The 23,660-nt window shown below is 59.3% G+C and carries 21 protein-coding genes; 14 read left to right on the plus strand and 7 right to left on the minus strand.

Annotated features, from left to right (window positions below):
- Positions 1-137: 137 nt before the first annotated feature.
- Positions 138-3,626, minus strand: a complete 3,489-nt coding sequence (gene smc / locus PSPTO_RS18915; protein ID WP_011104654.1) for a chromosome segregation protein SMC — start codon at positions 3,624-3,626, stop codon at positions 138-140.
- Positions 3,627-3,629: 3 nt separating this feature from the next.
- Complete coding sequence (locus PSPTO_RS18920) at positions 3,630-4,289, minus strand: GntR family transcriptional regulator (protein WP_005765300.1); 660 nt, start codon at positions 4,287-4,289, stop codon at positions 3,630-3,632.
- A gap of 274 nt (positions 4,290-4,563) precedes the next feature.
- Between PSPTO_RS18920 and xdhA the strand changes: the two genes are divergently transcribed.
- From xdhA to guaD, 4 genes are read left to right on the plus strand one after another with little or no spacing between them, the layout of a single operon-like run.
- Positions 4,564-6,018, plus strand: a complete 1,455-nt coding sequence (gene xdhA / locus PSPTO_RS18925; RefSeq protein WP_005765302.1) for a xanthine dehydrogenase small subunit — start codon at positions 4,564-4,566, stop codon at positions 6,016-6,018.
- A complete protein-coding gene (xdhB, locus tag PSPTO_RS18930) occupies positions 6,011-8,389 on the plus strand; it encodes a xanthine dehydrogenase molybdopterin binding subunit (protein WP_011104655.1) in 2,379 nt (792 codons plus the stop codon). The genes xdhA and xdhB overlap by 8 nt, the downstream gene beginning before the upstream one ends.
- Positions 8,382-9,251, plus strand: coding sequence for a xanthine dehydrogenase accessory protein XdhC (xdhC, locus tag PSPTO_RS18935; RefSeq protein WP_046463290.1), 870 nt, complete (start codon positions 8,382-8,384; stop codon positions 9,249-9,251). Before xdhB ends, xdhC begins: the two co-directional genes overlap by 8 nt.
- Positions 9,248-10,561, plus strand: coding sequence for a guanine deaminase (gene guaD, locus PSPTO_RS18940; RefSeq protein ID WP_011104657.1), 1,314 nt, complete (start codon positions 9,248-9,250; stop codon positions 10,559-10,561). The genes xdhC and guaD overlap by 4 nt, the downstream gene beginning before the upstream one ends.
- A gap of 455 nt (positions 10,562-11,016) precedes the next feature.
- Here the strand turns inward: guaD and PSPTO_RS18955 are convergent, their stop codons facing one another.
- Both PSPTO_RS18955 and uraH read right to left on the minus strand, forming a co-directional pair.
- Positions 11,017-11,766, minus strand: coding sequence for a GntR family transcriptional regulator (locus PSPTO_RS18955; protein ID WP_011104658.1), 750 nt, complete (start codon positions 11,764-11,766; stop codon positions 11,017-11,019).
- Between the two features lie 121 nt (positions 11,767-11,887).
- Entirely contained in the window at positions 11,888-12,241 is a 354-nt protein-coding gene (gene uraH / locus PSPTO_RS18960) for a hydroxyisourate hydrolase (protein ID WP_005765312.1), read from the minus strand.
- 369 nt (positions 12,242-12,610) lie between these two features.
- Here uraH and puuE point away from each other — a divergent pair, with 369 nt between their 5' ends.
- The 6 genes from puuE to PSPTO_RS18990 all read left to right on the plus strand — a co-directional run bounded on the left by puuE (position 12,611) and on the right by PSPTO_RS18990 (position 18,175).
- Positions 12,611-13,540: an allantoinase PuuE gene (gene puuE, locus PSPTO_RS18965; RefSeq protein ID WP_005765316.1), complete on the plus strand. Its 930-nt coding sequence runs from the start codon at positions 12,611-12,613 to the stop codon at positions 13,538-13,540.
- Positions 13,537-14,067, plus strand: coding sequence for a 2-oxo-4-hydroxy-4-carboxy-5-ureidoimidazoline decarboxylase (gene uraD, locus PSPTO_RS18970; RefSeq protein WP_011104660.1), 531 nt, complete (start codon positions 13,537-13,539; stop codon positions 14,065-14,067). The genes puuE and uraD overlap by 4 nt, the downstream gene beginning before the upstream one ends.
- 26 nt (positions 14,068-14,093) lie before the next feature.
- Positions 14,094-15,089 (plus strand): allantoicase, encoded by a 996-nt coding sequence (gene alc, locus PSPTO_RS18975; RefSeq protein WP_011104661.1) that lies wholly within the window; start codon positions 14,094-14,096, stop codon positions 15,087-15,089.
- 138 nt (positions 15,090-15,227) lie between these two features.
- Positions 15,228-15,740, plus strand: coding sequence for an ureidoglycolate lyase (locus tag PSPTO_RS18980; protein ID WP_005765323.1), 513 nt, complete (start codon positions 15,228-15,230; stop codon positions 15,738-15,740).
- Positions 15,741-15,745: 5 nt separating this feature from the next.
- Positions 15,746-17,023 carry a urate hydroxylase PuuD gene (locus PSPTO_RS18985; RefSeq protein WP_046463289.1) on the plus strand — a complete coding sequence of 426 codons (1,278 nt, stop codon included), beginning with the start codon at positions 15,746-15,748 and terminating at the stop codon, positions 17,021-17,023.
- 366 nt (positions 17,024-17,389) lie between these two features.
- Positions 17,390-18,175 carry an outer membrane protein OmpK gene (locus PSPTO_RS18990; protein ID WP_005765329.1) on the plus strand — a complete coding sequence of 262 codons (786 nt, stop codon included), beginning with the start codon at positions 17,390-17,392 and terminating at the stop codon, positions 18,173-18,175.
- Positions 18,176-18,316: 141 nt separating this feature from the next.
- On the opposite strand, the gene PSPTO_RS18995 is transcribed toward PSPTO_RS18990, so the two are convergent.
- The gene (locus PSPTO_RS18995) at positions 18,317-19,225 is read right to left on the minus strand and encodes a DUF808 domain-containing protein (protein WP_011104663.1); all 909 of its coding nucleotides are present in this window, start codon (positions 19,223-19,225) and stop codon (positions 18,317-18,319) included.
- 147 nt (positions 19,226-19,372) lie between these two features.
- Positions 19,373-19,879, minus strand: a complete 507-nt coding sequence (locus PSPTO_RS19000) for an Lrp/AsnC family transcriptional regulator (RefSeq protein WP_046463288.1) — start codon at positions 19,877-19,879, stop codon at positions 19,373-19,375.
- Positions 19,880-20,044: 165 nt separating this feature from the next.
- Here PSPTO_RS19000 and PSPTO_RS19005 point away from each other — a divergent pair, with 165 nt between their 5' ends.
- The 3 genes from PSPTO_RS19005 to PSPTO_RS19015 all read left to right on the plus strand — a co-directional run bounded on the left by PSPTO_RS19005 (position 20,045) and on the right by PSPTO_RS19015 (position 21,743).
- Positions 20,045-21,061 carry a 1-aminocyclopropane-1-carboxylate deaminase gene (locus tag PSPTO_RS19005; protein WP_003376162.1) on the plus strand — a complete coding sequence of 339 codons (1,017 nt, stop codon included), beginning with the start codon at positions 20,045-20,047 and terminating at the stop codon, positions 21,059-21,061.
- 168 nt (positions 21,062-21,229) lie between these two features.
- The gene (locus tag PSPTO_RS19010; RefSeq protein WP_005740683.1) at positions 21,230-21,469 is read left to right on the plus strand and encodes a type II toxin-antitoxin system RelB family antitoxin; all 240 of its coding nucleotides are present in this window, start codon (positions 21,230-21,232) and stop codon (positions 21,467-21,469) included.
- A complete protein-coding gene (locus tag PSPTO_RS19015; protein ID WP_011104666.1) occupies positions 21,459-21,743 on the plus strand; it encodes a type II toxin-antitoxin system RelE/ParE family toxin in 285 nt (94 codons plus the stop codon). Before PSPTO_RS19010 ends, PSPTO_RS19015 begins: the two co-directional genes overlap by 11 nt.
- 35 nt (positions 21,744-21,778) lie before the next feature.
- On the opposite strand, the gene PSPTO_RS19020 is transcribed toward PSPTO_RS19015, so the two are convergent.
- Positions 21,779-22,633: a LysR family transcriptional regulator gene (locus PSPTO_RS19020; protein WP_011104667.1), complete on the minus strand. Its 855-nt coding sequence runs from the start codon at positions 22,631-22,633 to the stop codon at positions 21,779-21,781.
- Positions 22,634-22,707: 74 nt separating this feature from the next.
- Here PSPTO_RS19020 and PSPTO_RS19025 point away from each other — a divergent pair, with 74 nt between their 5' ends.
- On the plus strand, positions 22,708-23,640 hold the full coding sequence (locus PSPTO_RS19025; RefSeq protein ID WP_011104668.1) for a DMT family transporter: 933 nt from the start codon (positions 22,708-22,710) through the stop codon (positions 23,638-23,640).
- Positions 23,641-23,660: the final 20 nt, after the last annotated feature.

Here is a 23,660-nt window from a genome sequence, read left to right on the forward strand (position 1 = left end):
GGCCACTAAACTAGCACGACCAAAGGTAACTTTACACCGTCTGTTACCTCTCTTCGCTGTGCATATTGCCATCTATCGTACAAACGTCACATTTTCATACCGCAATTCTGCGTTTTCGCCGCCGTAACGAGCCCGATTCAAGCATCCACCAACGCCATGGCCTGCTCGACGTCCACCGCTACAAGCCTTGAACAGCCGGGCTCGTGCATCGTTACCCCCATCAGTTGATCGGCCATTTCCATGGCGATCTTGTTGTGGGTGATGTAGATGAACTGCACAGTTTGTGACATTTCTTTCACCAAACGCGCATACCGTCCCACGTTGGCGTCATCCAGTGGTGCATCGACCTCGTCAAGCATGCAGAACGGTGCAGGATTGAGCTTGAAGATGGCAAAAACCAGTGCAAGCGCCGTCAGTGCTTTTTCCCCACCCGACAGCAAATGGATGGTGCTGTTCTTCTTGCCAGGAGGACGCGCCATGATTGTCACCCCTGTATCGAGTAAATCTTCGCCTGTCAGTTCCAAATAAGCGGAGCCACCACCGAAAACTTTCGGGAAAAGTGCCTGAATTCCGCTATTTATCTGATCGAAGGTATCTTTGAAGCGGTTTCGGGTTTCCTTGTCGATCTTGCGAATGACGTTTTCCAGCGTGTCGAGCGCCTCCACCAGATCGGCGTCCTGCGCATCCAGATAACGCTTGCGCCCGGATTGCTGCTGATACTCGTCGATGGCGGCGAGGTTGATCGCGCCCAGGCGCTGAATGCGCCCGGCGATGCTTTCCAGCTGCTGCTCGGCGGCCTGCTCGCTGGCTTCCGATGTCAGGGTGGCGAGCACGCCGTGCAGGTCGTAGCCGTCTTCGTGCAACTGGTCCTGCAACGCGGTGCGGCGCACGCTCAGCGCCTGCCACTCCAGGCGTTGCTGCTCGAGCTGACCACGCAGCAGTTGCGATTGCTGCTCGGCCTGAGTACGGCGTTTCTCTGCTTCACGCAACTCACGATCGGCGTCTTCGAGTGCGTTTTTGGCGATGCGCATTTCGTCATCGACCACCATGCGCCGCTCCAGCAGCTCTTCAAGCTTGAGACGCAGCTCTTCAAGCGGCGCCTCGCCCTCCTCCAGGTTCAGGCTCAGTTGTTCGCGTTTTTCCGTCAGCCTTTCGGACTGCATGCGCAGGCGCTCCAGCGCCTGACGCGTCGAATCGTATTGCGCCTTGATCGAGCCCAGACGCACGGCCAACTGGTGGCTGTGATCCTTGTGTTGTCGCGCGTCCTGACGTATTCGGTCCAGACGCTCGCGCAGCGCATCACGCTGGGCCTGGAGCACTTCTCGCTGTTCGGTATCCAGCGCCATCGAATCCAGCGCATCCTGCAGTTGCAGGCGCGATTCCCCCAGATGCTCATGTTCCACAGAGCGCTGCTCGCCCAGCTCGGCCAGCTCTTCGTCCAGACGCGTGCGGCGCAGAGTCAACTGCTCGACTTTGACCCTGGCGGCCGACAGCTGCGCCTTGAGTTCGCTTTGCTGACGGGTTTCGTCCTGCACCCGACGACGCAGTTGCTCGCGGGCGTCTTCCTGCTGCGATTGTTGCTCGCGCAGGCTCAGTAATTGCTCTTCAAGGGATGCCAGGGTCGCTTCGCGCTCGTCGCGTTCCAGCCCCAGCCGCTGCAATTCCTGACCACGCGCCAACACGCCACTCTGCGCTTCGCTGGCACGTCGTACCCGCAAGAAGTGCCGGCCGACCCAGTAACCGTCGCGGCTGATCAGGCTTTGTCCGGCGCTCAGTTGCGTGCGGCGCGCCAGTGCTTCGTCCAGATTCTCGACGGGCATCACCTGACCCAGCCAGGCCGACAGATCGACCGTGCTTTCGACCTTTTCCAGCAAGCTGCCCGGCACCCGGACCGTGTCGGCACTGGCGCTGAGCAGGCGCAGATCGCCCTGCTGAAAGCTGGCCAGATCGAGCCCGTCAAAGTCATCGACCAGCACCGCCTGCAAATCGGCACCCAATACAGTTTCGACTGCCAACTCCCAGCCCGCCTCGACGCTCAGCCCCTCGGCCAGGCGCGGGCGTTCGGCCAATTGCTGATCACGCAGCCATTCGGCGGTGCCGGTATCCGGATCGAGCGCAGCCTGTTGCAGGGCTTCCAGTGATGCCAGTCGGCCGTTGAGGCGTTGCAACTCGCCCTGGGCCTGCTGCTGTGCGTGACTGGCGTTCTGCAGGGCCTCGCGCAATTGCTCCAGACGCTCGACCGTTTGCTCTTCACCCATGTGCAGTTCTTCGAGGGTCATGTCTCGGGTCGCAAGGTCTTCGCTCAACTCGAGAATGGCCGCGTCTTCCGGGTCGGCCGTCAGCAATTGACGTTCCTCGGCCAGACGTCGCTGGCGCTCGGCCAGACGCTCGATGCTCTGTTCCAGTTGCTGAATACGGGATTGCTGAACCTGCGCCTGACGCTGTGGCTCGGCGGACTGCTGGTTGAAGACGTCCCACTGCTCCTGCCAGCCCTGCATCGCCGACTCGGCGTCTTCCAGCGCAATGGCCGATTCCTCGGCGGCGGCGCTGGTCATTTCCTGCTCGGGCTCAAGCATTTCCAGCTCTTCGCCCAGGGTGGCGAGCAAGGTGCTGTCGTGTCCCAGGTGCGATTCGGTTTCCAGACGGGCGCGCTCGGCTTCGCGCAGGTCATCCTGCAACTGGCGCAGGCGCTGCTGACCGTGCTGAATGCTCTGCTCGACGCGGGCGATGTCGCCACCCACCGAATAGAAGCGTCCCTGCACCAGATTGAAGCGCTCGGACAGGTCATGATGCCCGTCGCGCAGGCGCTCGATGCTGGCATCGGCGCTGCGCTGATCGGCCACCAGTGCCTCGAAACCGACTTCCTGATTGCCGATCACCGCCTCGCGCTGACCTACTTGCTCATTCAATGCCTGCCAGCGCAGGGCTGACAGTTGCGCCTTCAACTGGCGCTCTTCGGCTTTGTATTCCTGATACTTCTCGGCAGCCTGAGCCTGGCGGTGCAAGCGCTCCAGCTGGCGCTCGAGCTCTTCGCGAAGGTCAGTCAGGCGCGCGAGGTTTTCGTGGGTACGGCGGATACGGTTTTCGGTTTCCCGACGGCGCTCCTTGTACTTGGAGATGCCGGCGGCTTCTTCGATGAAGTTGCGCAGGTCCTCGGGCTTGGCTTCGATCAGCTTGGAGATCATGCCCTGCTCGATGATCGAGTAGCTGCGCGGTCCCAGGCCGGTACCGAGGAAGATGTCGGTGATGTCGCGACGACGGCACTTGGTGCCGTTCAGGTAATAGCTGTTCTGGCTGTCGCGGGTGACTTTGCGGCGAATGGAGATTTCTGCGTAGGCCGCGTACTCGCCGACCAGCGTGCCGTCGGAGTTGTCGAAGACCAGCTCGATGCTCGCCTGGCTGACCGGCTTGCGGCTGGTCGAGCCGTTGAAAATGACGTCGGTCATGGACTCGCCGCGCAGGTTCTTGGCCGAGCTTTCGCCCATGACCCAGCGCACGGCGTCGATAATATTGGATTTGCCGCACCCGTTGGGGCCGACGACAGCCGCCATGTTGCTGGGGAAGTTCACCGTGGTGGGGTCGACGAAAGATTTGAACCCCGCCAGTTTGATGCACTTCAGGCGCATGCGTCAGCTCGCTTCCAGAGCGGACAGCACGAGCTGGCAACTGCGCTGACAGTAGCGGGTCAGCACCACGCGAATCTGCGCCAGATCGCGCGCCAGGACGGCGGCGAGCATGTCACCGAACAGCGCCAGATACTCGCTCATTTCAGCCTTGCGCTGCTCAAGCGCCAGAAAATAGCTGCGACTCATCGAAGGCTGCAGGTTCTCGACGGTTTCTTCAAGGTACAGGTTGTTGGCGAACGGATAGGCCGCGCGCATCACGTTGAAGCTCTCTTCGACGAACATCCTGACGTCCTGCTGCTCGAAACTGGCCTGCAGGCGCTGCTGGCTCTGCAGAAACGGCGCGAGCTCGTCTTCACTCTGCCAGCGCTGTGCGACGGCATTGGCCAGCAGGATATACAGCTCGCTCATCAGGTTGCACAGGCTGGTGACGTTGTGGGCATTGAGCACGGTCACTTGTGCGCCACGACGCGGCAGGATCACCACCAGATGGCGGCGTTCGAGGATCAATAATGCTTCGCGCACAGAGCCACGACTGACGTTCAACGCCTGCGTGACTTTCTGCTCCTGAATGCGCTCTCCAGGCTTGAGCTCACCGCGAATGATCCGCTCGGCAAGGTGATGAGCAATTTGCTCAGCGAGGCTGTCCGGGGCCTTGAACGTCATGACTATCCTTCAAAAAAGCTGTTCTGCACGCAAGTCGCGGAGTGTATCGCAACCGATGCGGGTGGCGCAGGGCCATAGAGGAGGAAACTGGCACGAAATACGCAAAACCTTGAATTATCCTTGGCTCGATACACGGGAGCCTGTGCAAGCGTAATCGGAAAGCCGAGGGAAAGCCGATTTCCTGACTTAAGAGTCAGAAACAAATTGACCCAATTGGCAGAGCTGATAGATTCATCGATATGTCTGATGACAACACATGTGAGGGCTTTGCGCCGTGATTCAGTTCCTTTTGAACCAAGAGCTAAAAACCGAGCGCAGCCTGAATCCGAACATGACCGTGCTGACCTACCTGCGAGAGCAGGCACACAAGCCCGGTACCAAGGAAGGTTGCGCCAGTGGTGACTGTGGCGCCTGTACGGTGGTCGTCGGCGAGCTGCACAGCGACGCAGACGGCCAGCAGCAACTGCGCTATCGCAGCGTCAATTCATGCCTGACCTTTGTCGCCTCGCTGCACGGCAAGCAGTTGATCAGCGTTGAAGACCTCAGGCACCAGGGCCAGTTGCACAGCGTGCAAAAGGCGATGGTCGAATGCCACGGCTCGCAATGCGGCTTTTGCACGCCTGGGTTTGTGATGTCGCTGTTTGCCCTGCAAAAAAACAGCAGCGACGCCAACGCGCATCAGGCCCATGAAGCATTGGCCGGCAACTTGTGCCGCTGTACCGGTTATCGACCGATTCTGGCCGCTGCCGAGCAGTCTTGCAGTCAGCGTGTGCCAGACCAGTTCGATCAGCGTCAGGCGCAGACTATAGAGCGCCTGCGCGCGATCACGCCAAGTCAGACCGGCGAACTCAATGATGGTGAAAAGCACTGCCTGATTCCGCTGACCGTGGCCGACCTCGCCGATCTGTATCAGGCCAACCCGCAAGCGCGTCTATTGGCGGGCGGCACCGATCTGGCGCTGGAAGTCACACAATTCCACAAAGCACTGCCCGCGATGATCTACGTTGGACATATCGCCGAAATGAAACGTGTCGAACGCTTCGACGACCGTCTGGAGATCGGTGCAGCCACGCCACTGACCGATTGCTACGCAGCGCTGAAGGCTCAATACCCGGACTTCGGCGAACTGCTGCAGCGCTTTGCTTCGCTGCAGATCCGCAATCAAGGCACGCTGGGCGGCAACATCGGCAATGCCTCCCCCATCGGCGACTCCCCGCCGCTGCTGATCGCCCTCGGTGCACAGATCGTGCTGCGTAAAGGCGACACCCGGCGCACGCTGGCGCTGGAAGATTATTTCATCGACTACAAGGTTACCGCCCGCCAGCCAGGCGAGTTCATCGAGAAGATCATCGTGCCGACCGCTACCCCCCGGCAGGTCTTCCGGGCCTATAAAGTCTCCAAGCGCCTGGATGACGATATTTCTGCGGTGTGTGCGGCGTTTCGTCTGAATATAGAAGGCGGCGTGATCCGCGAAGCCCGCGTGGCCTACGGCGGCATGGCGGCGATCCCGAAACGTGCAGCGAACTGCGAGCAGGCCTTGGTCGGCCAGCCATGGAACAATGAAACCGTCGAACAGGCCTGCGCTGCGCTGAAAGAAGATTTCAGCCCACTGTCGGACTTTCGCGCCAGCAAGGAGTACCGCCTGTTGAGCGCGCAGAACCTGCTGCGCAAATATTTCATCGAATTGCAGACCCCGGCCATCGCAACGCGGGTGACCGACTATGTCTGAGCATTCCTCCCCCCTCACCCAGGCCGACATGCTGGCCCTGTTTCAACAGGACCTGAGCACTGGCGTCGGCCGCAGCGTGAAGCACGACAGCGCCGACAAACATGTGTCCGGCGAAGCGGTGTACATCGACGATCGCCTTGAGTTTCCCAATCAACTGCACGTTTACGCGCGCCTCTCGGACCGCGCCCATGCGCGCATCGTCAGCATTGATACCGCGCCCTGCCATGCGTTTGAAGGCGTAAGAATCGCGATTACCCACCAAGACATTCCCGGCCTGAAAGACATCGGCCCGCTGCTGCCCGGCGACCCGTTGCTGGCCATCGACAAGGTGGAATTCGTCGGCCAGCCGGTGCTTGCGGTTGCCGCGCGGGATCTGGACGTCGCGCGTCAGGCAGCTATGGCGGCAATCATCGAATACGAAGACCTGGAGCCGGTGCTGGATGTGGTTCAGGCCTTGCGTCAGAAGCATTTCGTGCTCGACAGCCACACCCACAAGCGCGGCGATTCGGCGACGGCTCTGCAAGGCGCAACCCACCGTTTGCAGGGCAACCTGCACATTGGCGGCCAGGAACATTTCTACCTGGAAACCCAGATCTCCTCGGTCATGCCGACTGAAGACGGCGGCATGATTGTCTATTGCTCGACCCAGAACCCCACGGAAATCCAGAAGCTGGTGGCTGAGGTGCTGAACGTGCCGATGAACCGCATTGTGGTCGATATGCGGCGCATGGGCGGTGGCTTCGGCGGCAAGGAAACTCAGGCCGCCAGCCCGGCGTGCCTGTGCGCAGTGATTGCGCGGCTGACCGGTCAGCCGACCAAGATGCGCCTGCAACGCTTCGAAGACATGCAGATGACCGGCAAGCGCCACCCGTTCTACATCGAATACGACGTGGGCTTTGACGATAACGGTCGCCTGCAAGGCATCCAACTGGATCTGGCCGCCAACTGCGGCTATTCGCCAGACCTGTCGGCCTCGATTGTCGACCGCGCAATGTTCCATGCCGACAACGCCTATTACCTGGGCGAAGCAACCATCAACGGCCATCGCTGCAAGACCCACACGGCGTCCAACACCGCGTACCGGGGCTTTGGCGGCCCGCAAGGCATGGTGGCCATCGAAGAAGTCATGGACTGTATCGCACGTTTTCTGGGCAAGGACCCGTTGGCGGTCCGCAAGGCCAACTACTACGGCAAGACCGAACGTAACGTCACCCATTACTACCAGACCGTCGAGCACAACCTGCTGGAAGAAATGACGGCGGATCTGGAACAGAGCAGCCAGTACGCCGAGCGCCGCGAGGCCATCCGGGGTTTCAACGCCAGCAGCCCGATCCTGAAAAAAGGCCTGGCGCTGACGCCGGTAAAATTCGGCATCTCGTTCACCGCCAGCTTTCTCAATCAGGCGGGGGCGCTGATCCACATTTACACCGACGGCAGCATCCACCTGAACCACGGCGGCACCGAGATGGGCCAGGGTTTGAACACCAAGGTCGCGCAAGTCGTGGCTGAAGTGTTTCAAGTTGATATTGACCGCATTCAGATCACCGCGACCAACACCGACAAGGTGCCGAACACCTCGCCGACGGCGGCGTCCAGCGGCACTGACCTGAATGGCAAGGCGGCGCAAAACGCCGCTGAAATTCTCAAGCAACGTCTGGTTGAATTTGCCGCGCGGCATTACAACGTGGCAGAAACCGAGGTCGAGTTTCGTAACGGTCATATACGGATCGGTGAGATTGTCCTGCCCTTTGCCGAGTTGGCTCAACAGGCATGGATGGGTCAGGTGTCGCTGTCCAGTACCGGTTATTACAAGACGCCGAAGATCTTCTACGACCGCAGCCAGGCGCATGGCCGGCCGTTCTATTACTTCGCGTTCGGTGCGGCCTGCGTCGAGGTGATCGTCGACACCCTGACCGGTGAATACAAGACTTTGCGCACTGACATCCTGCATGACGTCGGCGCGTCGCTGAACCCGGCCATCGACATCGGTCAGGTCGAAGGCGGCTACATTCAGGGCGCTGGCTGGCTGACCACCGAAGAGCTGGTGTGGAACGACAAAGGCAAACTGATGACCAGCGGCCCGGCGTCTTACAAGATCCCGGCGGTGGCCGACATGCCGCTGGATTTGCGGGTCAAGCTGGTGGAGAACCGCAAGAACCCGGAAGACACGGTGTTCCATTCCAAGGCCGTGGGCGAACCGCCGTTCATGCTCGGCATAGCCGCGTGGTGCGCAATCAAGGACGCCGTGGCAAGCCTGGGTGATTATCGCCATCAACCGAACATCGACGCCCCGGCGACGCCGGAAAAGGTGTTGTGGGGGTGTGAGCAGATGCGTCAGTTGCACACAGCAGAGACCCATGAGTATGAATAACTGGATCAGCGCCCTGGCCGAGCTTCAGGCCCGCAGCGAACCGGGCATTCTGGTGACCATCATCGAAGAGCTGGGCTCGACGCCGCGCAATGCCGGGTCAAAAATGGTGGTCTGTGCCGAGCGCATCTACGACACCATCGGCGGCGGGCATCTGGAATACAAGGCCATGAAAATCGCCCGCGAAATGCTCGCCAGCGGCACCCGGCAGACGCGGCTGGAACGCTTCAACCTTGGCGCGAGCCTTGGTCAGTGCTGCGGCGGCGTCAATGTGCTGCTGTTTGAACCGATGGGTGAGCCCGTTGCGCAGATTGCCGTGTTCGGCGCCGGTCATGTCGGCCGCGCATTGGTGCCGTTGCTGGCCAGCCTGCCCTGCCGGGTACGCTGGATCGACGCCCGTGAGCACGAATTCCCCGAATCAATGCCAGAAAGCGTGCTGAAAATCGTCAATGACGAGCCGGTCGATGAGGTCGCGCAGTTGCCGGTCGGCACTTACTGCATCGTCATGACCCACAACCATCAGCTCGACCTGGAACTGACCGCTGCCATCCTCAAGCGCGGGGATTTCGGCTATTTCGGGCTGATCGGCTCGAAAACCAAGCGGGTCAAGTTCGAGCACCGCTTGCGTGAACGCGGTTTCGACGCCAGCCTGCTGCAACGCATGCGCTGCCCGATGGGCCTGGCCGAGGTCAAAGGCAAGCTGCCCATCGAGATTGCGGTGTCCATCGCCGCCGAAGTCATCGCCACCTATAACGTCAGCTTTGGCAAGCATAGTGCCAACGCCGAACCTATCGCCAAGCTGCTGCCCGCGTCACGCCGCAGCCAGTCGCAATGGCCGCAGCCAGTCACAACGAGAGTGCCATGAGTTCAGTTTCCAACCGTAAAGCCTACCGCGCCGCCATCGTTCACAGCATTGCCGACCCGGCTGAAGTGGCAATTGAAGCGTCTTATGCGTATTTCGCCGACGGCCTGCTGCTGGTCGAGGATGGCAAGATAGTTGCGCTGGGCCATGCCGCCGATCTGCTGGGCAGCCTGGGCAGTGACGTGGAGCTGATCGAGTATCAGGACGCGCTGATCACGCCGGGCTTCATCGACACGCACATTCACCTGCCGCAAACCGGCATGATCGGCGCGTATGGCGAGCAATTGCTGGACTGGCTGAACACTTACACCTTCCCCTGCGAAAGCCAGTTCGCCGACCCCGAGCATTCTGCCGGGGTGGCGGATATCTTCATCAAGGAATTGCTGCGCAACGGCACCACCACGGCGCTGGTGTTCGGCAGCGTGCACAAAGAGTCGGTGGAGGCATTTTTCAGTGCGGCGCAGGCGCTTGATCTGCGCATGATCGCCGGCAAGGTGATGATGGATCGTAACGCGCCGGATTATCTGGTTGATACGCCAGAATCCGGCTACGCCGACAGCAAGGCGCTGATCGAGCGCTGGCATGGCAAGGGTCGCCTGAGCTACGCCGTGACCCCGCGCTTCGCACCGACCAGCAGCCCGGAACAGCTGAGCCTGGCAGGCCAGTTGTTGACTGAATACCCCGGTTTGTACCTGCAGACCCACATCAGCGAAAACCTTCAGGAAATCGAGTGGGTCAAGGCGCTGTTTCCGGAGCGCAAGCACTACCTGGACGTCTACGACCACTTCAACCTGTTGAGCGAACGCTCGGTGTTTGCCCACGGCGTGCACCTGTGCGACGAACAATGCGCGCGGCTGGCGCAAACCGGCTCGGCCATCGCCTTCTGCCCGACCTCCAACCTGTTTCTGGGCAGCGGCCTGTTCAACCTGCCGATGGCCGAGAAGCACAAAGTCAATGTCGGCCTGGGCACCGATGTGGGCGGCGGCACCAGCTTCTCGATTCTGCAGACGCTGAACGAAGCCTACAAAGTCATGCAAATGCAGGGCGCACGGCTCAGCCCGCTCAAATCACTTTACCTGGCGACCCTGGGCGGCGCGCGGGCGCTGCGCCTGGAAGACAAGGTCGGCAGCCTCAAACCGGGCAACGAGGCCGACTTTCTGGTGCTCGATTACAACGCCACACCGCTGCTGTCGTACCGGCTAAAACAGGCGAAAAGTATTGAAGAGATTCTGTTCGTGCTGATGACGATTGGCGATGACCGGACAGTGAAGCATACGTGGTCGGGTGGGCGGTTGGTGCATGAGCGGGGTTGAACTCTCGTCTCTCACACGCAGTGGACGATAGTGATTTATCGTTCCCTACGCTCCAGCGTAGGAATGCAGGTCGCGACGCTCTGCGTCGTAAAAGAGGACGCGGAGCGTCCCGAACGGCATGCGACGCAGAGCGTCGCACGATAGTTGAGGTAGTTCAGGTTATCGTTCCCTACGCTCCGCGTGGGAATGCAGGTCGCGACGCTCTGCGTCGCAAAGAGGACGCCGAGCGTCCCGAACGGCATGCGACGCAGAGAGTCGCACGATAGTTGAGGTAGTTCAGGTTATCGTTCCCTACGCTCCAGCGTGGAAATGCAGGTCGCGACGCTCTGCGTCGCAAAGAGGACGCGCAGCGTCCGGAACGGCATGACGACGCAGAGCGTCGCACGATAGTTGAGATCGGCATGACGACGCAGAACGTCGCACGATAGTGACGAGAAGTGCCTGGGTAAGCAGTCTCAACGCACCGGTTTTTTCCTGCCCAGCACGTGCGAGAACACAGCGTGCAGGTCGTCGGAGGCGCTGTCTTGGTCGAGGTTGAGCTTGCTGTCGATGTGGTCCATGTGATGCATCATCAGCTCGACGGCCCGAGCCGCATCGCGAGCTGCGATGGCGTCGATCAGTTGGGTGTGCTCGTCGTATGAACAGTGCGTGCGGTTACCGGTTTCGTATTGGGCGATGATCAGTGACGTCTGCGACACCAGGCTGCGCTGGAAACTGATCAGTGGCGCATTTCTCGCGGCCACGGCCAATTGCAGGTGGAACTCTCCGGACAGACGAATGCCAGCGCCCCGATCACCGCGGGCAAAGCTGTCGCGCTCGTCGCTGACCATCTGGCGCAGCTCGGCCAGTTGCTCGGCACTGGCATGCTCGACGGTCAATTCGGTGATGGCCCGCTCGACCATGCGCCGCGCAAAGAACACCTGACGCGCCTCTTCAACACTGGGGCTGACCACCACCGCACCGCGGTTGGGGCGCAACAGCACGACCCCCTCATGACCCAGCCGCGACAGCGCACGGCGAATGATGGTGCGGCTGACGCCGAAAATTTCGCCAAGCGCCTCTTCACTCAATTTGGTGCCCGGTGCCAGACGCTGTTCCAGAATCGCGTCGAAAATGTGCTCATAAACAATATCGTCCTGAGTCACGCTGCGACCGCTATCTGGGCTGCGCGGCTGTTTCTTGAGGGGCAGGGACTGATCGTTCATGAATACTCTTGCGCGAATGGTTTACGCCGTCGGGGCTGGCGCATTGTACACAGGGTGCTGCAGAAGGCAGATTCAGAAACCCGCACGAAAAAAAGCCCGCAGTGTGGGGCGGGCAAGAGAATCAGCTGCCTCTGTAGGTCGAGTAGCTGTAAGGCGAGATTAACAGCGGCACATGAAAGTGTTCCTGACCTGCATCAATGCCGAAGCGCAATACCACCTCATCCAGAAACGCCGGCTCATTGAGCACCACGCCTCGCGACCGGTAGTAATCGCCTGCCTGAAAGTGCAACTGGTACACGCCGGACTGATAATCGTCGCCCTGTAACAACGGCGCGTCGCAGCGACCATCGCTGTTGGTCACGACACTGACCATGTGCAGCAATTGCTGATCTTGCACCCGATACAAATCAACGCGAATGGCAGCGCCCGGGCAGCCGTGGGCCGAGTCCAGTACGTGTGTGGTCAATTTCCCCAAAACTTCGCTCCTTGCCATCCAGTGAGTGTGAAACGGTGCACCAATGGGGTGCCTTGCGTCGTACGATTGCGACCGATTAAGACAGTTTTGAAAAAAGCTGTACACAATAAAATGGCGTTTTCAGCTCGTTCTCCTGTTCAAACCACCAGAACTGATTGATTTCAGTGAAGCCAAGGAAAAATATCAGGTTTTTTGGCTTTAACTGACCAGTCAGGCAGGTTTCTTGCTTCATATCTTGCCAATGCTGACCTTCGATGAAGAAAAGTTCAGGGTTACAACCCGCAAAACAAATTGTATACAATCTTCACTTTGCGGTGCTTGCCTGACTTACGCATTGCACCTGATATCACGCACATAAGGAAGCTTGCAGTGAGCGCTGACTACCCACGCGACCTGATCGGTTACGGCAGCAACCCGCCTCATCCACGCTGGCCGGGCGATGCGCGCATTGCCTTGTCGTTCGTGCTGAATTACGAGGAAGGTGGCGAGCGCAATATTCTGCATGGCGACAGGGAATCCGAAGCGTTTCTGTCCGAAATGGTCGCGGCCCAGCCACTGCAAGGCCAGCGCAACATGAGCATGGAGTCGCTGTACGAGTACGGCAGTCGAGCCGGCGTGTGGCGCATTCTCAAGCTGTTCAAACAGTTCGACATTCCCCTGACCATCTTCGCTGTCGCCATGGCGGCGCAACGTCACCCGGACGTTATTCGCGCAATGGTCGCCGACGGTCACGAAATCTGCAGCCACGGTTATCGCTGGATCGACTACCAGAACATGGACGAAGCCCAAGAGCGCGAGCACATGCGTCAGGCCATTCAGATTCTGACCGAAATCAGCGGCGAACGCCCATTGGGCTGGTACACCGGCCGCACCGGGGCCAACACACGGCGGCTGGTCATGGAGGAAGGCGGCTTTCTTTATGATTGCGACACCTACGACGATGACCTGCCTTACTGGGAGCCGAACAACCCGACCGGCAAGCCGCATCTGGTGATCCCGTATACGCTGGACACCAACGACATGCGCTTCACACAGGTGCAGGGTTTCAACAACGGCGAGCAGTTTTTCCAGTACCTGAAGGACGCGTTCGACGTGCTGTATGCCGAAGGCGAGGACGCGCCGAAGATGCTCTCCATCGGTTTGCACTGCCGTCTGATTGGCCGCCCTGCCCGGCTCGCCGCACTCAAGCGCTTCATCGAATACGTCAAAAGCCATGAGCAGGTGTGGTTCACCCGCCGTGTGGACATCGCCCGCCACTGGCACACGGAACATCCCTTTACCGGCGAGGCCGCGCAATGAGCGAGTTGCAGAACCCAAAGCCCTCGAGCCTGAGCCGCGATGCGTTTATCGCTACCTATGCCGATATCTACGAGCATTCGCCATGGGTCGCAGAACAGGCATTTAACCAGGACGCAGGCCCTGAGCTGGATCAGCTCGACACCCTGCATGCGCGCTTGAGCGACATCCTGCTCAATGCCACTCACGCGCAGCAACTGGCGCTGATCAATGCTCACCCGGATCTGGCGGGCAAGGCTGCCGTCAAAGGTGAGCTGACCCAGGCCAGTACCGATGAACAGGCGGGTGCCGGTATCCACCTCTGCACGCCTGACGAATTCCAGCGCTTTACCGAGCTGAACGGGGCTTACAAGGCCCGCTTCGGCTTTCCGTTCATCATGGCGGTCAAGGGCAGCGACAGGCACAAAATTCTGGCAGCGTTTGAGCAACGCATCCATCACTCGCCCGAGGCCGAGTTCGCTTGCGCTCTGGCCGAGATCAACAAAATCGCATTGTTTCGTTTGCAGGCGCTGCACGCGTCGCAGGCATAACCGCATTCAGAAGGCAGACAATAAGCATGAAAGTTTACGCCGCACCGTTCGAGAAGTTCGTCAACCTGGCCGACGCGCGCCTGGGGACCAAAATCCTTTCGGTCACCGATGACTGGTTCGCCGATGCCAACCGCCTGTTCCAGCCAACGCCTGCGGTCTGGAAAGAAGGCGTGTTCGATGACAACGGCAAGTGGATGGACGGCTGGGAGTCGCGGCGCAAGCGTTTCGAAGGCTATGACAGCGCAGTGATTAAACTCGGCGTGGCAGGCACCCTCAAGGGCGTGGACATCGACACGTCGTTCTTCACCGGCAACTTTCCGCCTTCCGCTTCTCTGGAAGCCTGCTTTCTGGCCTCTGGCGAGCCGGACGAAAACACCGCGTGGACCGAAGTGCTGTCGTCGGTGGAACTCAAAGGCAACAGCCATCACTACCACGAGATCAGCCACGACCAGGCGTTCAGCCATTTGCGCTTCAATATCTACCCGGACGGCGGTGTGGCGCGCCTGCGGGTGTACGGCGTACCACATCGCGACTGGTCGAAAGTCACTGAAAGCGAGCAGATTGATCTGGTCGCGGCACTCAATGGCGGCCGTTCGATTGCCTGTTCGGACGAGCATTACGGCAGCATGAGCAACATCCTTAACCCCGGCCGCGGCGTGAACATGGGCGATGGCTGGGAAACCGCGCGCCGTCGCACACCGGGCAATGACTGGGTCATCGTCGCCTTGGGGCACAAGGGCGAAGTCGAGAAAGTCATCGTCGACACGCTGCACTTCAAGGGCAACTACCCGGACAGCTGCTCGATTCAGGGCGCGTTCGTCAAAGGCGGCACTGATAGCCAGATCGAAACCCAGAGCCTGTTCTGGCGCGAGCTGCTGCCCAGCCAGAAGCTCACCATGCACGCCGAACACGAGTTCGCCGAGCAGGTAAAAGCCATCGGCCCGATCACCCACATCCGCCTGAACGTGTTCCCGGACGGGGGTGTGAGTCGCTTGCGGGTGTTGGGCAAGGTGTCCAGGTAACGACACCTGAACTCTCGTTACCACGCTCCGCATCATATAAAGGCCTGATTTTGATGCTGGCCGCAGAAGCAGGCGAGCACCGCATTCCATGCAGTGACGAGTGCGATAAACCCTGAAACCATTTAAAGAAGAATCCGCATGCGCACACTGACTATCGAGCCACTGACCAAGGACGCTTTCGCACCGTTCGGTGATGTCATCGAAACCGACGGCAGCGATCATTTCATGATCAACAACGGCTCGACCATGCGTTTTCATCGTCTGGCCGAAGTCGACACCGCGCAGCCGGATGACAAGGCAATTATCAGTATTTTTCGCGCCGAATCGCTACCGATGCCCCTGACCATCGGCATGCTGGAGCGTCATCCGCAGGGCAGTCAGGCGTTCATACCGTTGCTCGGCAACCCTTTTCTGATCGTCGTCGCGCCGGTTGGCGATGCACCTGAATCAGCGCTGACCCGCGCCTTCGTGTCCAACGGCAGGCAGGGCGTCAATTACCATCGCGGCGTCTGGCACCACCCGGTGCTGACGATCGAAAAGCAGGATGACTTCCTGGTGGTTGATCGCAGTGGCTCCGGCAACAACTGCGACGAGCATTACTTCGAGGAGAACCAGCGGCTGGTTCTCGATCCCAACCCACAGGAAGGGTAATAACCGTGCTGGCACACATGATGGAATGGCTGAATCTGGGCGTACGCTGGGTTCACATGATTGTGGGCGTCGCCTGGATCGGCGCATCGTTCTACTTTGTCTGGCTGGAAAACAACCTCAACCGCAGCAACCCGCGAGAAGGGCTGTCAGGTGATTTGTGGGCGATCCACGGGGGTGGCATTTATCACCTGGAGAAATACAAACTCGCGCCACCGACCATGCCCGAGAACCTGCACTGGTTCAAATGGGAAGCCTATTCGACCTGGTTGTCGGGCGTTGCGCTGCTGTGCGTGGTGTTTTACGCCAACCCGACGCTGTATCTGCTGGCACCGGGCAGCAGCCTGAGCGGTGCCGAGGGCGTGCACATAGGCTTGGGCTCGTTGTTCGTCGGCTGGTTCATCTACAGTTTTCTGTGCGACTCGCCGCTGGGCAAGCGCCCTGCGCTGCTGGGCGTTGTCCTGTTTTTGTTGCTGGTTGCGGCGGCTTACGGGTTCAGCAAGGTATTCAGCGGGCGCGGCGCGTACCTGCATGTAGGCGCGATCATGGGCACCATCATGGTCGGCAACGTGTTCCGCATCATCATGCCCGCCCAGCGCGCACTGGTCGCCGCCATCGCCGAAAACCGCACGCCAGACCCAAGCCTGCCCGCCAAGGGCCTGCTGCGCTCCAGGCACAACAACTACTTCACCCTGCCCGTGCTGTTCATCATGATCAGCAACCACTTTCCGAGCACTTACGGCAGCGAGTACAACTGGCTGATCCTGGCGGGTATCGCGCTGCTGGCGGTGCTGGTGCGCCACTATTTCAATACACGGCATGACAGCCATCGCTTCGCCTGGACCCTGCCGGTTGCCGCACTGGGCATGCTGTGCCTGGCGTACGTCACCGGCCCGGCCCAGCCTGCGCCGAAGATTGTCTATCAGCCGCTGCCGGGTACCGCTGTCGGTGGTCATCGGGCTGATGAGAAGCCTGCAGCGCCGCTGACTCCGCCCGCACAGGCCGAACCCGCCAAAGCGGCAGGCGCGGATTTCAGCAAGGTGCATGAGGTGATCACGCAGCGCTGCTCGGTCTGCCACTCGGCTACACCGACCAGCCAGCTGTTCAGCGTTGCCCCGGCAGGCGTGATGTTCGATACGCCTGAACAGATCCAGCAACAGGCAGCGCGTATCAAGGCGCAAGCTATCACGTCGCCAATCATGCCACTGGGCAACATAACCCAGATGACCCCGCAGGAACGCGAGCTGGTGGGCGCCTGGATCGACCAGGGCGCACACATCAACTAGCCAAAAAGGGCAACTGCCCTGTTTTCGCTCCAGACGCCCCGCTCTGGAGCACTTGAGTACGGCGCTGCGGGTCAGTATCCTCCGCCGCCGCTGCCAACCCGTACTGCAACTTTCCTGATTGTTGAATCTGACCGCACGGCTAACTAGCTGACTGCGCGGTCAAGACTCCATTGCCCCGGAAAATGACTTGAAACCGACACGTTGGTGCCGGTTTGAGGATTACTTAAACTTTTTTTACTGATTGGCGCAGCTCTTGCTAACAACACAAAGCTGACCAGACAGACAAAATTATTGCAACCACAGACAAGGCGTCACCCATAGAACGCCGGTCTGAAAAATCACGATCCATACCAAGGGGCTCACCGCATGAACCGTACGTTTTCCAGCGTGTTACTGGCCAGCAGTCTGCTGGCTGCTGCACCCGCCATGGCAGAGGGTATCTTCCAGTGGCAGAGTAATAGCCTGACCTACCTCAATGGACGAGACTTTGCTGTCAACCCGGAAATACAGCAGACCTTCACCTTCGAGCACGCGGACAGCTGGAAATACGGTGACAACTTCTTCTTCGTCGACAAGATCTTCTACAACGGCAAGAAAGACGCAACCGCAGGCGATAACACCTACTACGGTGAGTTCTCCCCACGCTTGTCGCTGGGCAAGATATTTGGCCAGAAGTTCGAGTTCGGTCCGATCAGCGATGTGTTGATCGCGGCCACTTACGAGTTTGGTGAAGGCGATAACGAGTCGTACCTGATCGGTCCGGCATTCGATTTGAAGATTCCGGGGTTCGATTACTTCCAGCTGAACTTCTATCAGCGTCAGACCGAAGGCAATCGCCCGGGTGACGGCGTCTGGCAGATCACGCCGGTCTGGTCCTACACCATTCCTGTCGGCAAATCGGACGTGCTGATCGACGGCTTCATGGACTGGGTTGTAGACAACGACAAGACTTCACGTGGTACCTACCACTCTAACCTGCACTTCAACCCGCAGATCAAATACGACCTGGGCAAAGCGCTGAACTACCCGGAACGCCAGCTCTATGTCGGTATTGAATACGACTACTGGACCAACAAATACGGCATCAAGGACAGCGGCTCGTTTGACACCGACCAGAACACCGCGAGTTTGTTGGTGAAGGTGTTTTTCTGATCACCTGATGATGACGATCATTCCCGCACTCCGCGCTATACACAGGTCTTGGGATAACTATCGTGCCGACGCAAAGCGTCGCACGATAGTGACGTCGCAATCGGCGTCGTCAGTACCATCGCGATAAAAAAGCAGCCTTACTTACTCCCTCGCCGCTTTCCAGACCTTGCCCACCAGCGTCACGATCAGCACCAGCACAGCACCCGCAATGATCCCGGCGATGGCATCGATCAGGGTCGGAACGATCATCGAAAGGCCACCCACAGCAGCAGATGCAGCCTCGGTCACGCCGTCTGCCCAATGGTGAGCGAACGGCAGGCCGTGGACCAGAATCCCGCCGCCGACCATGAACATCGCCGCAGTGCCGACGATCGACAATACCTTCATCAGTACCGGCGCCAGCCACAGCAAAGCGCTGCCGATAGTTTGTGCCACCGAGCTTGCGGTCCTTTTCAGGTGCAGGCCCAGGTCGTCAAGTTTGACAATACCGGCTACAAGGCCATAAACGCCCACGGTAATCAGTACGGCAACAATGACCAGAACGCCGACCTGATCCATGAACGGACGGGCCGAGACTACGCCCAATGCCAGCACGATGATTTCCGCCGAAAGAATGAAGTCGGTGCGAATCGCGCCCTTGATGCGCTCTTTTTCGAACGCAACCATGTCCACTGACGCATCCGTAGCAGCCTGCTTGCGCTGGTCGTGCTCTTCGCCGGCTTCAGGGTGCAGCCATTTATGGGCAATTTTCTCGAAGCCTTCAAAACACAGAAACGCGCCGCCAATCATCAGCAGAGGCAGAATCGCCCAAGGCGCGAACGCACTGATCAGCAGCGCCGCAGGCACCAGAATCGCCTTGTTGAGCAGCGAACCCTTGGCCACCGCCCAGACCACAGGCAATTCACGATCAGCTGACACACCGGTGACCTGCTGGGCGTTGAGCGCCAGGTCATCACCCAGCACGCCCGCTGTTTTCTTGGTGGCCAGCGCCACGTCATCCAGCAGGGTCGCGATATCGTCGAGCAGGGTAAGCAAGCTTCCAGCAGCCAAAATGAAAATCCTTGAGCAGGTAAAAAAGAAACGGCGTTCAGTGAATCTCACGCCAAAAGTCATTCGTGTTGCACCAGACAACTCTGACCGTTATCCACAGCGAACGTTTGACGCCGCACAGGACACGTCAGGCACGTTGAGCAACGGTCAGATCGGCAAATGAGTCGTCGACAACACCTGACGCAAGCCCATGAACGAGCGGATCTGTCTGACACCGGGTAAATACAACAGTTGCTCGGCGTGCAGGCGGTTGAAACTCTGACTGTCTTTGGTGCGCAGCAGCATGAAGTAATCAAACTCGCCGGTGACCACATGAAACTCCATGCACCCGTAGACCTTCTGCGCAGCCGCTTCAAATTGCGCAAACGAGTCGGGTGTCGAGCGGTCCAGAACCACGCCGATCAACACCACCATGCCTGCGTCCAGTACATCGCCATTGAGCAGCGCAACAACTCCTTTGATGACGCCCGAGTCTTTCAGCCGCTCGACACGCCTCAGGCAGGCAGGCGGGCTCAGTTTGACCTTCTCGGCGAGGGCCACATTGGAAATCGAGGCGTCACGCTGCAGCGTCTTCAGGATCGCGCGGTCGATCCTGTCCAGCAGCGGCGGCGTATCAGCGCCTGGCTTTTTAGCGCGTTCATTTATTGCTTTCATGGGTAATTTCACAAAATAAAAGTTTGCTGTAATGCCCTGACACTAACGCTGATTTTGCAAATAGACAATTCTTTGCAACCACGATTATCGACCTGTTTTCTATGATAGGAGCCACATCAGGCACACCGTTCAATGCCTGGATCAGCCTATCAACGGAGACCCGATATGAACCTCAGCAAGTTCAAACGCTACCCTCTGACCTTCGGCCCCTCGCCCATCACCCCGCTGAAACGCTTGAGCGAGCACCTGGGTGGCAAGGTCGATCTGTACGCCAAGCGCGAAGACTGCAATAGCGGCCTGGCCTTTGGCGGCAACAAGACCCGCAAGCTGGAATACCTGGTGCCGGAAGCCATCGAGGGCGGCTACGACACGCTGGTGTCGATCGGCGGCATTCAGTCCAACCAGACCCGCCAGGTGGCGGCAGTCGCGGCGCATCTGGGCATGAAGTGCGTGCTGGTTCAGGAAAACTGGGTCAACTACTCCGATGCGCTGTATGACCGGGTCGGCAACATCGAAATGTCGCGCATCATGGGCGCCGATGTGCGCCTGGACTCGGCCGGTTTTGATATCGGCATTCGCCCGAGCTGGGAAAAGGCCATGGCCGATGTAGTCGAAAGCGGCGGCAAGCCGTTCCCGATTCCTGCGGGATGTTCGGAACATCCCTACGGCGGCCTTGGGTTCGTGCGCTTTGCCGATGAAGTACGCCAGCAAGAAGAAGAACTGGGCTTCAAGTTCGACTACATCGTCGTCTGCTCGGTCACCGGCAGCACCCACGCCGGTATGCTGGTCGGCTTCGCTGCCGATGGCCGTGCGCAACGGGTAATCGGCATCGACGCCTCGGCCAAACCGGACAAAACCCGCGAGCAGGTACTGCGTATCGCCCAGAACACCGCAAAACTGGTCGACCTGGGCCGCGAAATCACCGCCGAAGACGTGGTGCTCGACACCCGCTACGCCTACCCCGAATACGGCCTGCCCAACGACGGCACCCTCGAAGCCATACGCCTCTGCGCCCGCCTCGAAGGCGTGCTGACCGACCCGGTCTACGAGGGCAAATCCATGCACGGCATGATCGACATGGTCCGCAACGGCGAATTCCCCGAAGGCTCGAAAGTGCTCTACGCGCACCTGGGCGGCGTACCGGCGCTGAACGCGTACAGCTTTTTGTTCAAGGATGGTTGAGGCGACCAATGAACTGAATGAAAAGCTCCCGATGGCCCGCAAACTCGCGGGCCATTTTGTGAAAGCTCAGAAAGCGAATGAACCTGAAATAAAGCGAGTGCCATAGACCTCACAATCTGCACTACACTGCAGCTTGAAACACTACAAACCACTACACATGAGGTTCATATGTCCGTTATGTCTCTACGCCTGCCGGACGAGATGGCAGATACCCTTGCACACCTCGCCAAAGCGACCGGCCGCAGCAAGTCGTTTTTGGCCTTGAACGCATTACGTGAATACTTGACTCGCGAAGCCTGGCAGATTGCCGAAATTCAGCGTGCAATTGAAGAAGCAGACGCGGGCGAGTTCGCAAGTGAAGAAGATGTAAAGGCAGTGATGAATAAATGGGCGAACAATGCAGGTTGAATGGCTAAAAACAGCATTAAAAAACCTGGATGATGAAGCCGCCTACATCTCGCTAGAAAATCCGGCTGCTGCGGTTGCTTTCGTAGAAGCACTACAAATAAGCGTAAAGCAGCTCGCAAGCTTTCCGGCCCTAGGCCGAGAGGGACGAATTGCTGGCACCAGAGAATGGCCTTTGCCAGACTGGCCTTACCTGATTCCATACCGCATCCGTAACGGCCGATTACAGGTTCTGCGGATTTTCCACACGAGAAGGCAGCCGCCGTTGGTGTGGTAAATCTCCAATACCGTTGGCACAACCGACTTCGCTGATTAAACCCGAAAATACTTCTGCATCGCCTGCGCCAACAGACTCACCGCCTCGTCGGTCTGTGACGCGGGCGAGCGCAGGAAGACGATTTCGTGCTCGGCTATCTCGGGTAGATCATTGAGGATCTGCATGGCCTCTGTAACCCCGCTTCGATCAATGAGGCTGACCGCCAGGCCCGCTTCTACGCAGGCTTTGATCGCCTGATTGGAGGGGCTTTCCAGGACCACGCGGGTTTTGCGGCCGTTGTGCCTGAGTGACGCCATCATAGCTTCGCGATAAGGGCACTGCGCGGCGTGAACGGCCAGCGGCAACGGGTCTGTCGAGGCCAGCGTAGCGTTTACCGGCCCGACCCAGACCGGCTTGGTGGATACCAGAAACTGCGCTTCAGCATTCAACTGCCCTTTGGGCTGCGCGATGACCGCTGCTTGCAGCTTGCCGCGCAGTACCTGCTCGCGCAGGGTGAAGCTGGGTGCGGTTTTCAGCTCCAGCACCACGTTGGGCCAGGCCGCCGCGAACACCGGCAGGATGTCGCGGATAACATGCACAGCGTACTCGTCCGGGACGCCCAGCGTAATGCGTCCCGCCAGGTGCGTGCCATGCAAATCGGCCAGCACCCGGTCGTGGGTGCAAAGCAATTCTGTAGTCGACGACAACAGGCGCTTGCCCAGCGCAGTCAGGGACACCGCCTGGTTGTCCCGGTTAAGCAAGCGCCCGCCTGCCACCGCTTCAAGTCGCTGGATTTGCACGCTCACGGCCGCCGGGCTCTTGTGAAGCTGCTCGGCGGCCGCCGAAAACTTGCCCAGTCGCGCCACTGCATGAAAAGTACGTACCAGCTCGATATCGAGAATTGCCGTCATGGTTCATTAATCCCGAACAACTCGTGCACTTAATTTTGATTTATTAGATTACGCGGGTTTCGTAGCCTGTGTCGATGAACCAGCACCTATCGATTTCTCCGAGCGTATCGCGGCCTGTCTGGCATCAGGCCATTCCTCTTCTCTTGCTTGAAGCAGCACTTGTGCTGACCTGGAGTTCAGGCTTCATCGGCGCACGCTTTTCGCTGGATTACGCACCGCCGCTGCTGGTGGTGTTCTGGCGTTGCGTGGTGGTCACGCTGCTCCTGCTGCCCTTCGTTGCCAGGCAACTGGTGACCCTCCCGCCTACCCTGCTGCTGAAAAATACCGGTATTGGCCTGCTGGCAATGACCGGTTACGTGGCCGGGGTGACGCAAGGCATTGCGCTCGGCGTGCCGGCGGGGCTGGCTGCACTGTTTGCCGATCTGCTACCGATGGGCATGGCGCTACTCGCCGCCTTAGTGCTCGGGCAAAGGCTGGTCTGGCAAATCTGGGCAGGGCTGGTGGTCGGGCTGATTGGCGTGGTGCTGGTCACGCACAGCGCGCTGGAATGGGGTAACGCGCCGCTGTGGGCGTACGGCCTGCCGCTGCTGGGCATGTTTTCGCTGGCCATCGCGACACTGTGGCAAAAACACTCCACCACGTCGCAACCCATGAAACTGCTGCCCAACCTGTGGCTGCAATATTTTATCTCAAGCTTCGCGTTCGCCATTATCCAAGGCACACAAGGCGGCCTGGCGCCAATCGCCAGCAGCGGATTTGCGTTGAGCGTGGCATGGACGGTGGGGTTGGCGACACTGGGCGGCTACGGGCTTTACTGGGTATGCCTGCGCCGCGCGAAGGCCACCCGGGTCGCCAGCGTTTTGTACCTCAGCCCTCCCGTGACAATGCTCTGGGCCTGGGCGATGTTCGACGAACCGCTGTCATGGCAGATAGCGTTGGGGATGGTGGTATCCGGGGTGGGAGTGTGGATGGTGATCAGGGCAGAAGCTCGGCAGGTTGCCTCGTGAACGTTTCACGAGGCTCCTTG

Origin of the sequence: Pseudomonas syringae pv. tomato str. DC3000, assembly GCF_000007805.1 — a bacterium.
Taxonomy (GTDB): domain Bacteria; phylum Pseudomonadota; class Gammaproteobacteria; order Pseudomonadales; family Pseudomonadaceae; genus Aquipseudomonas; species Aquipseudomonas avellanae.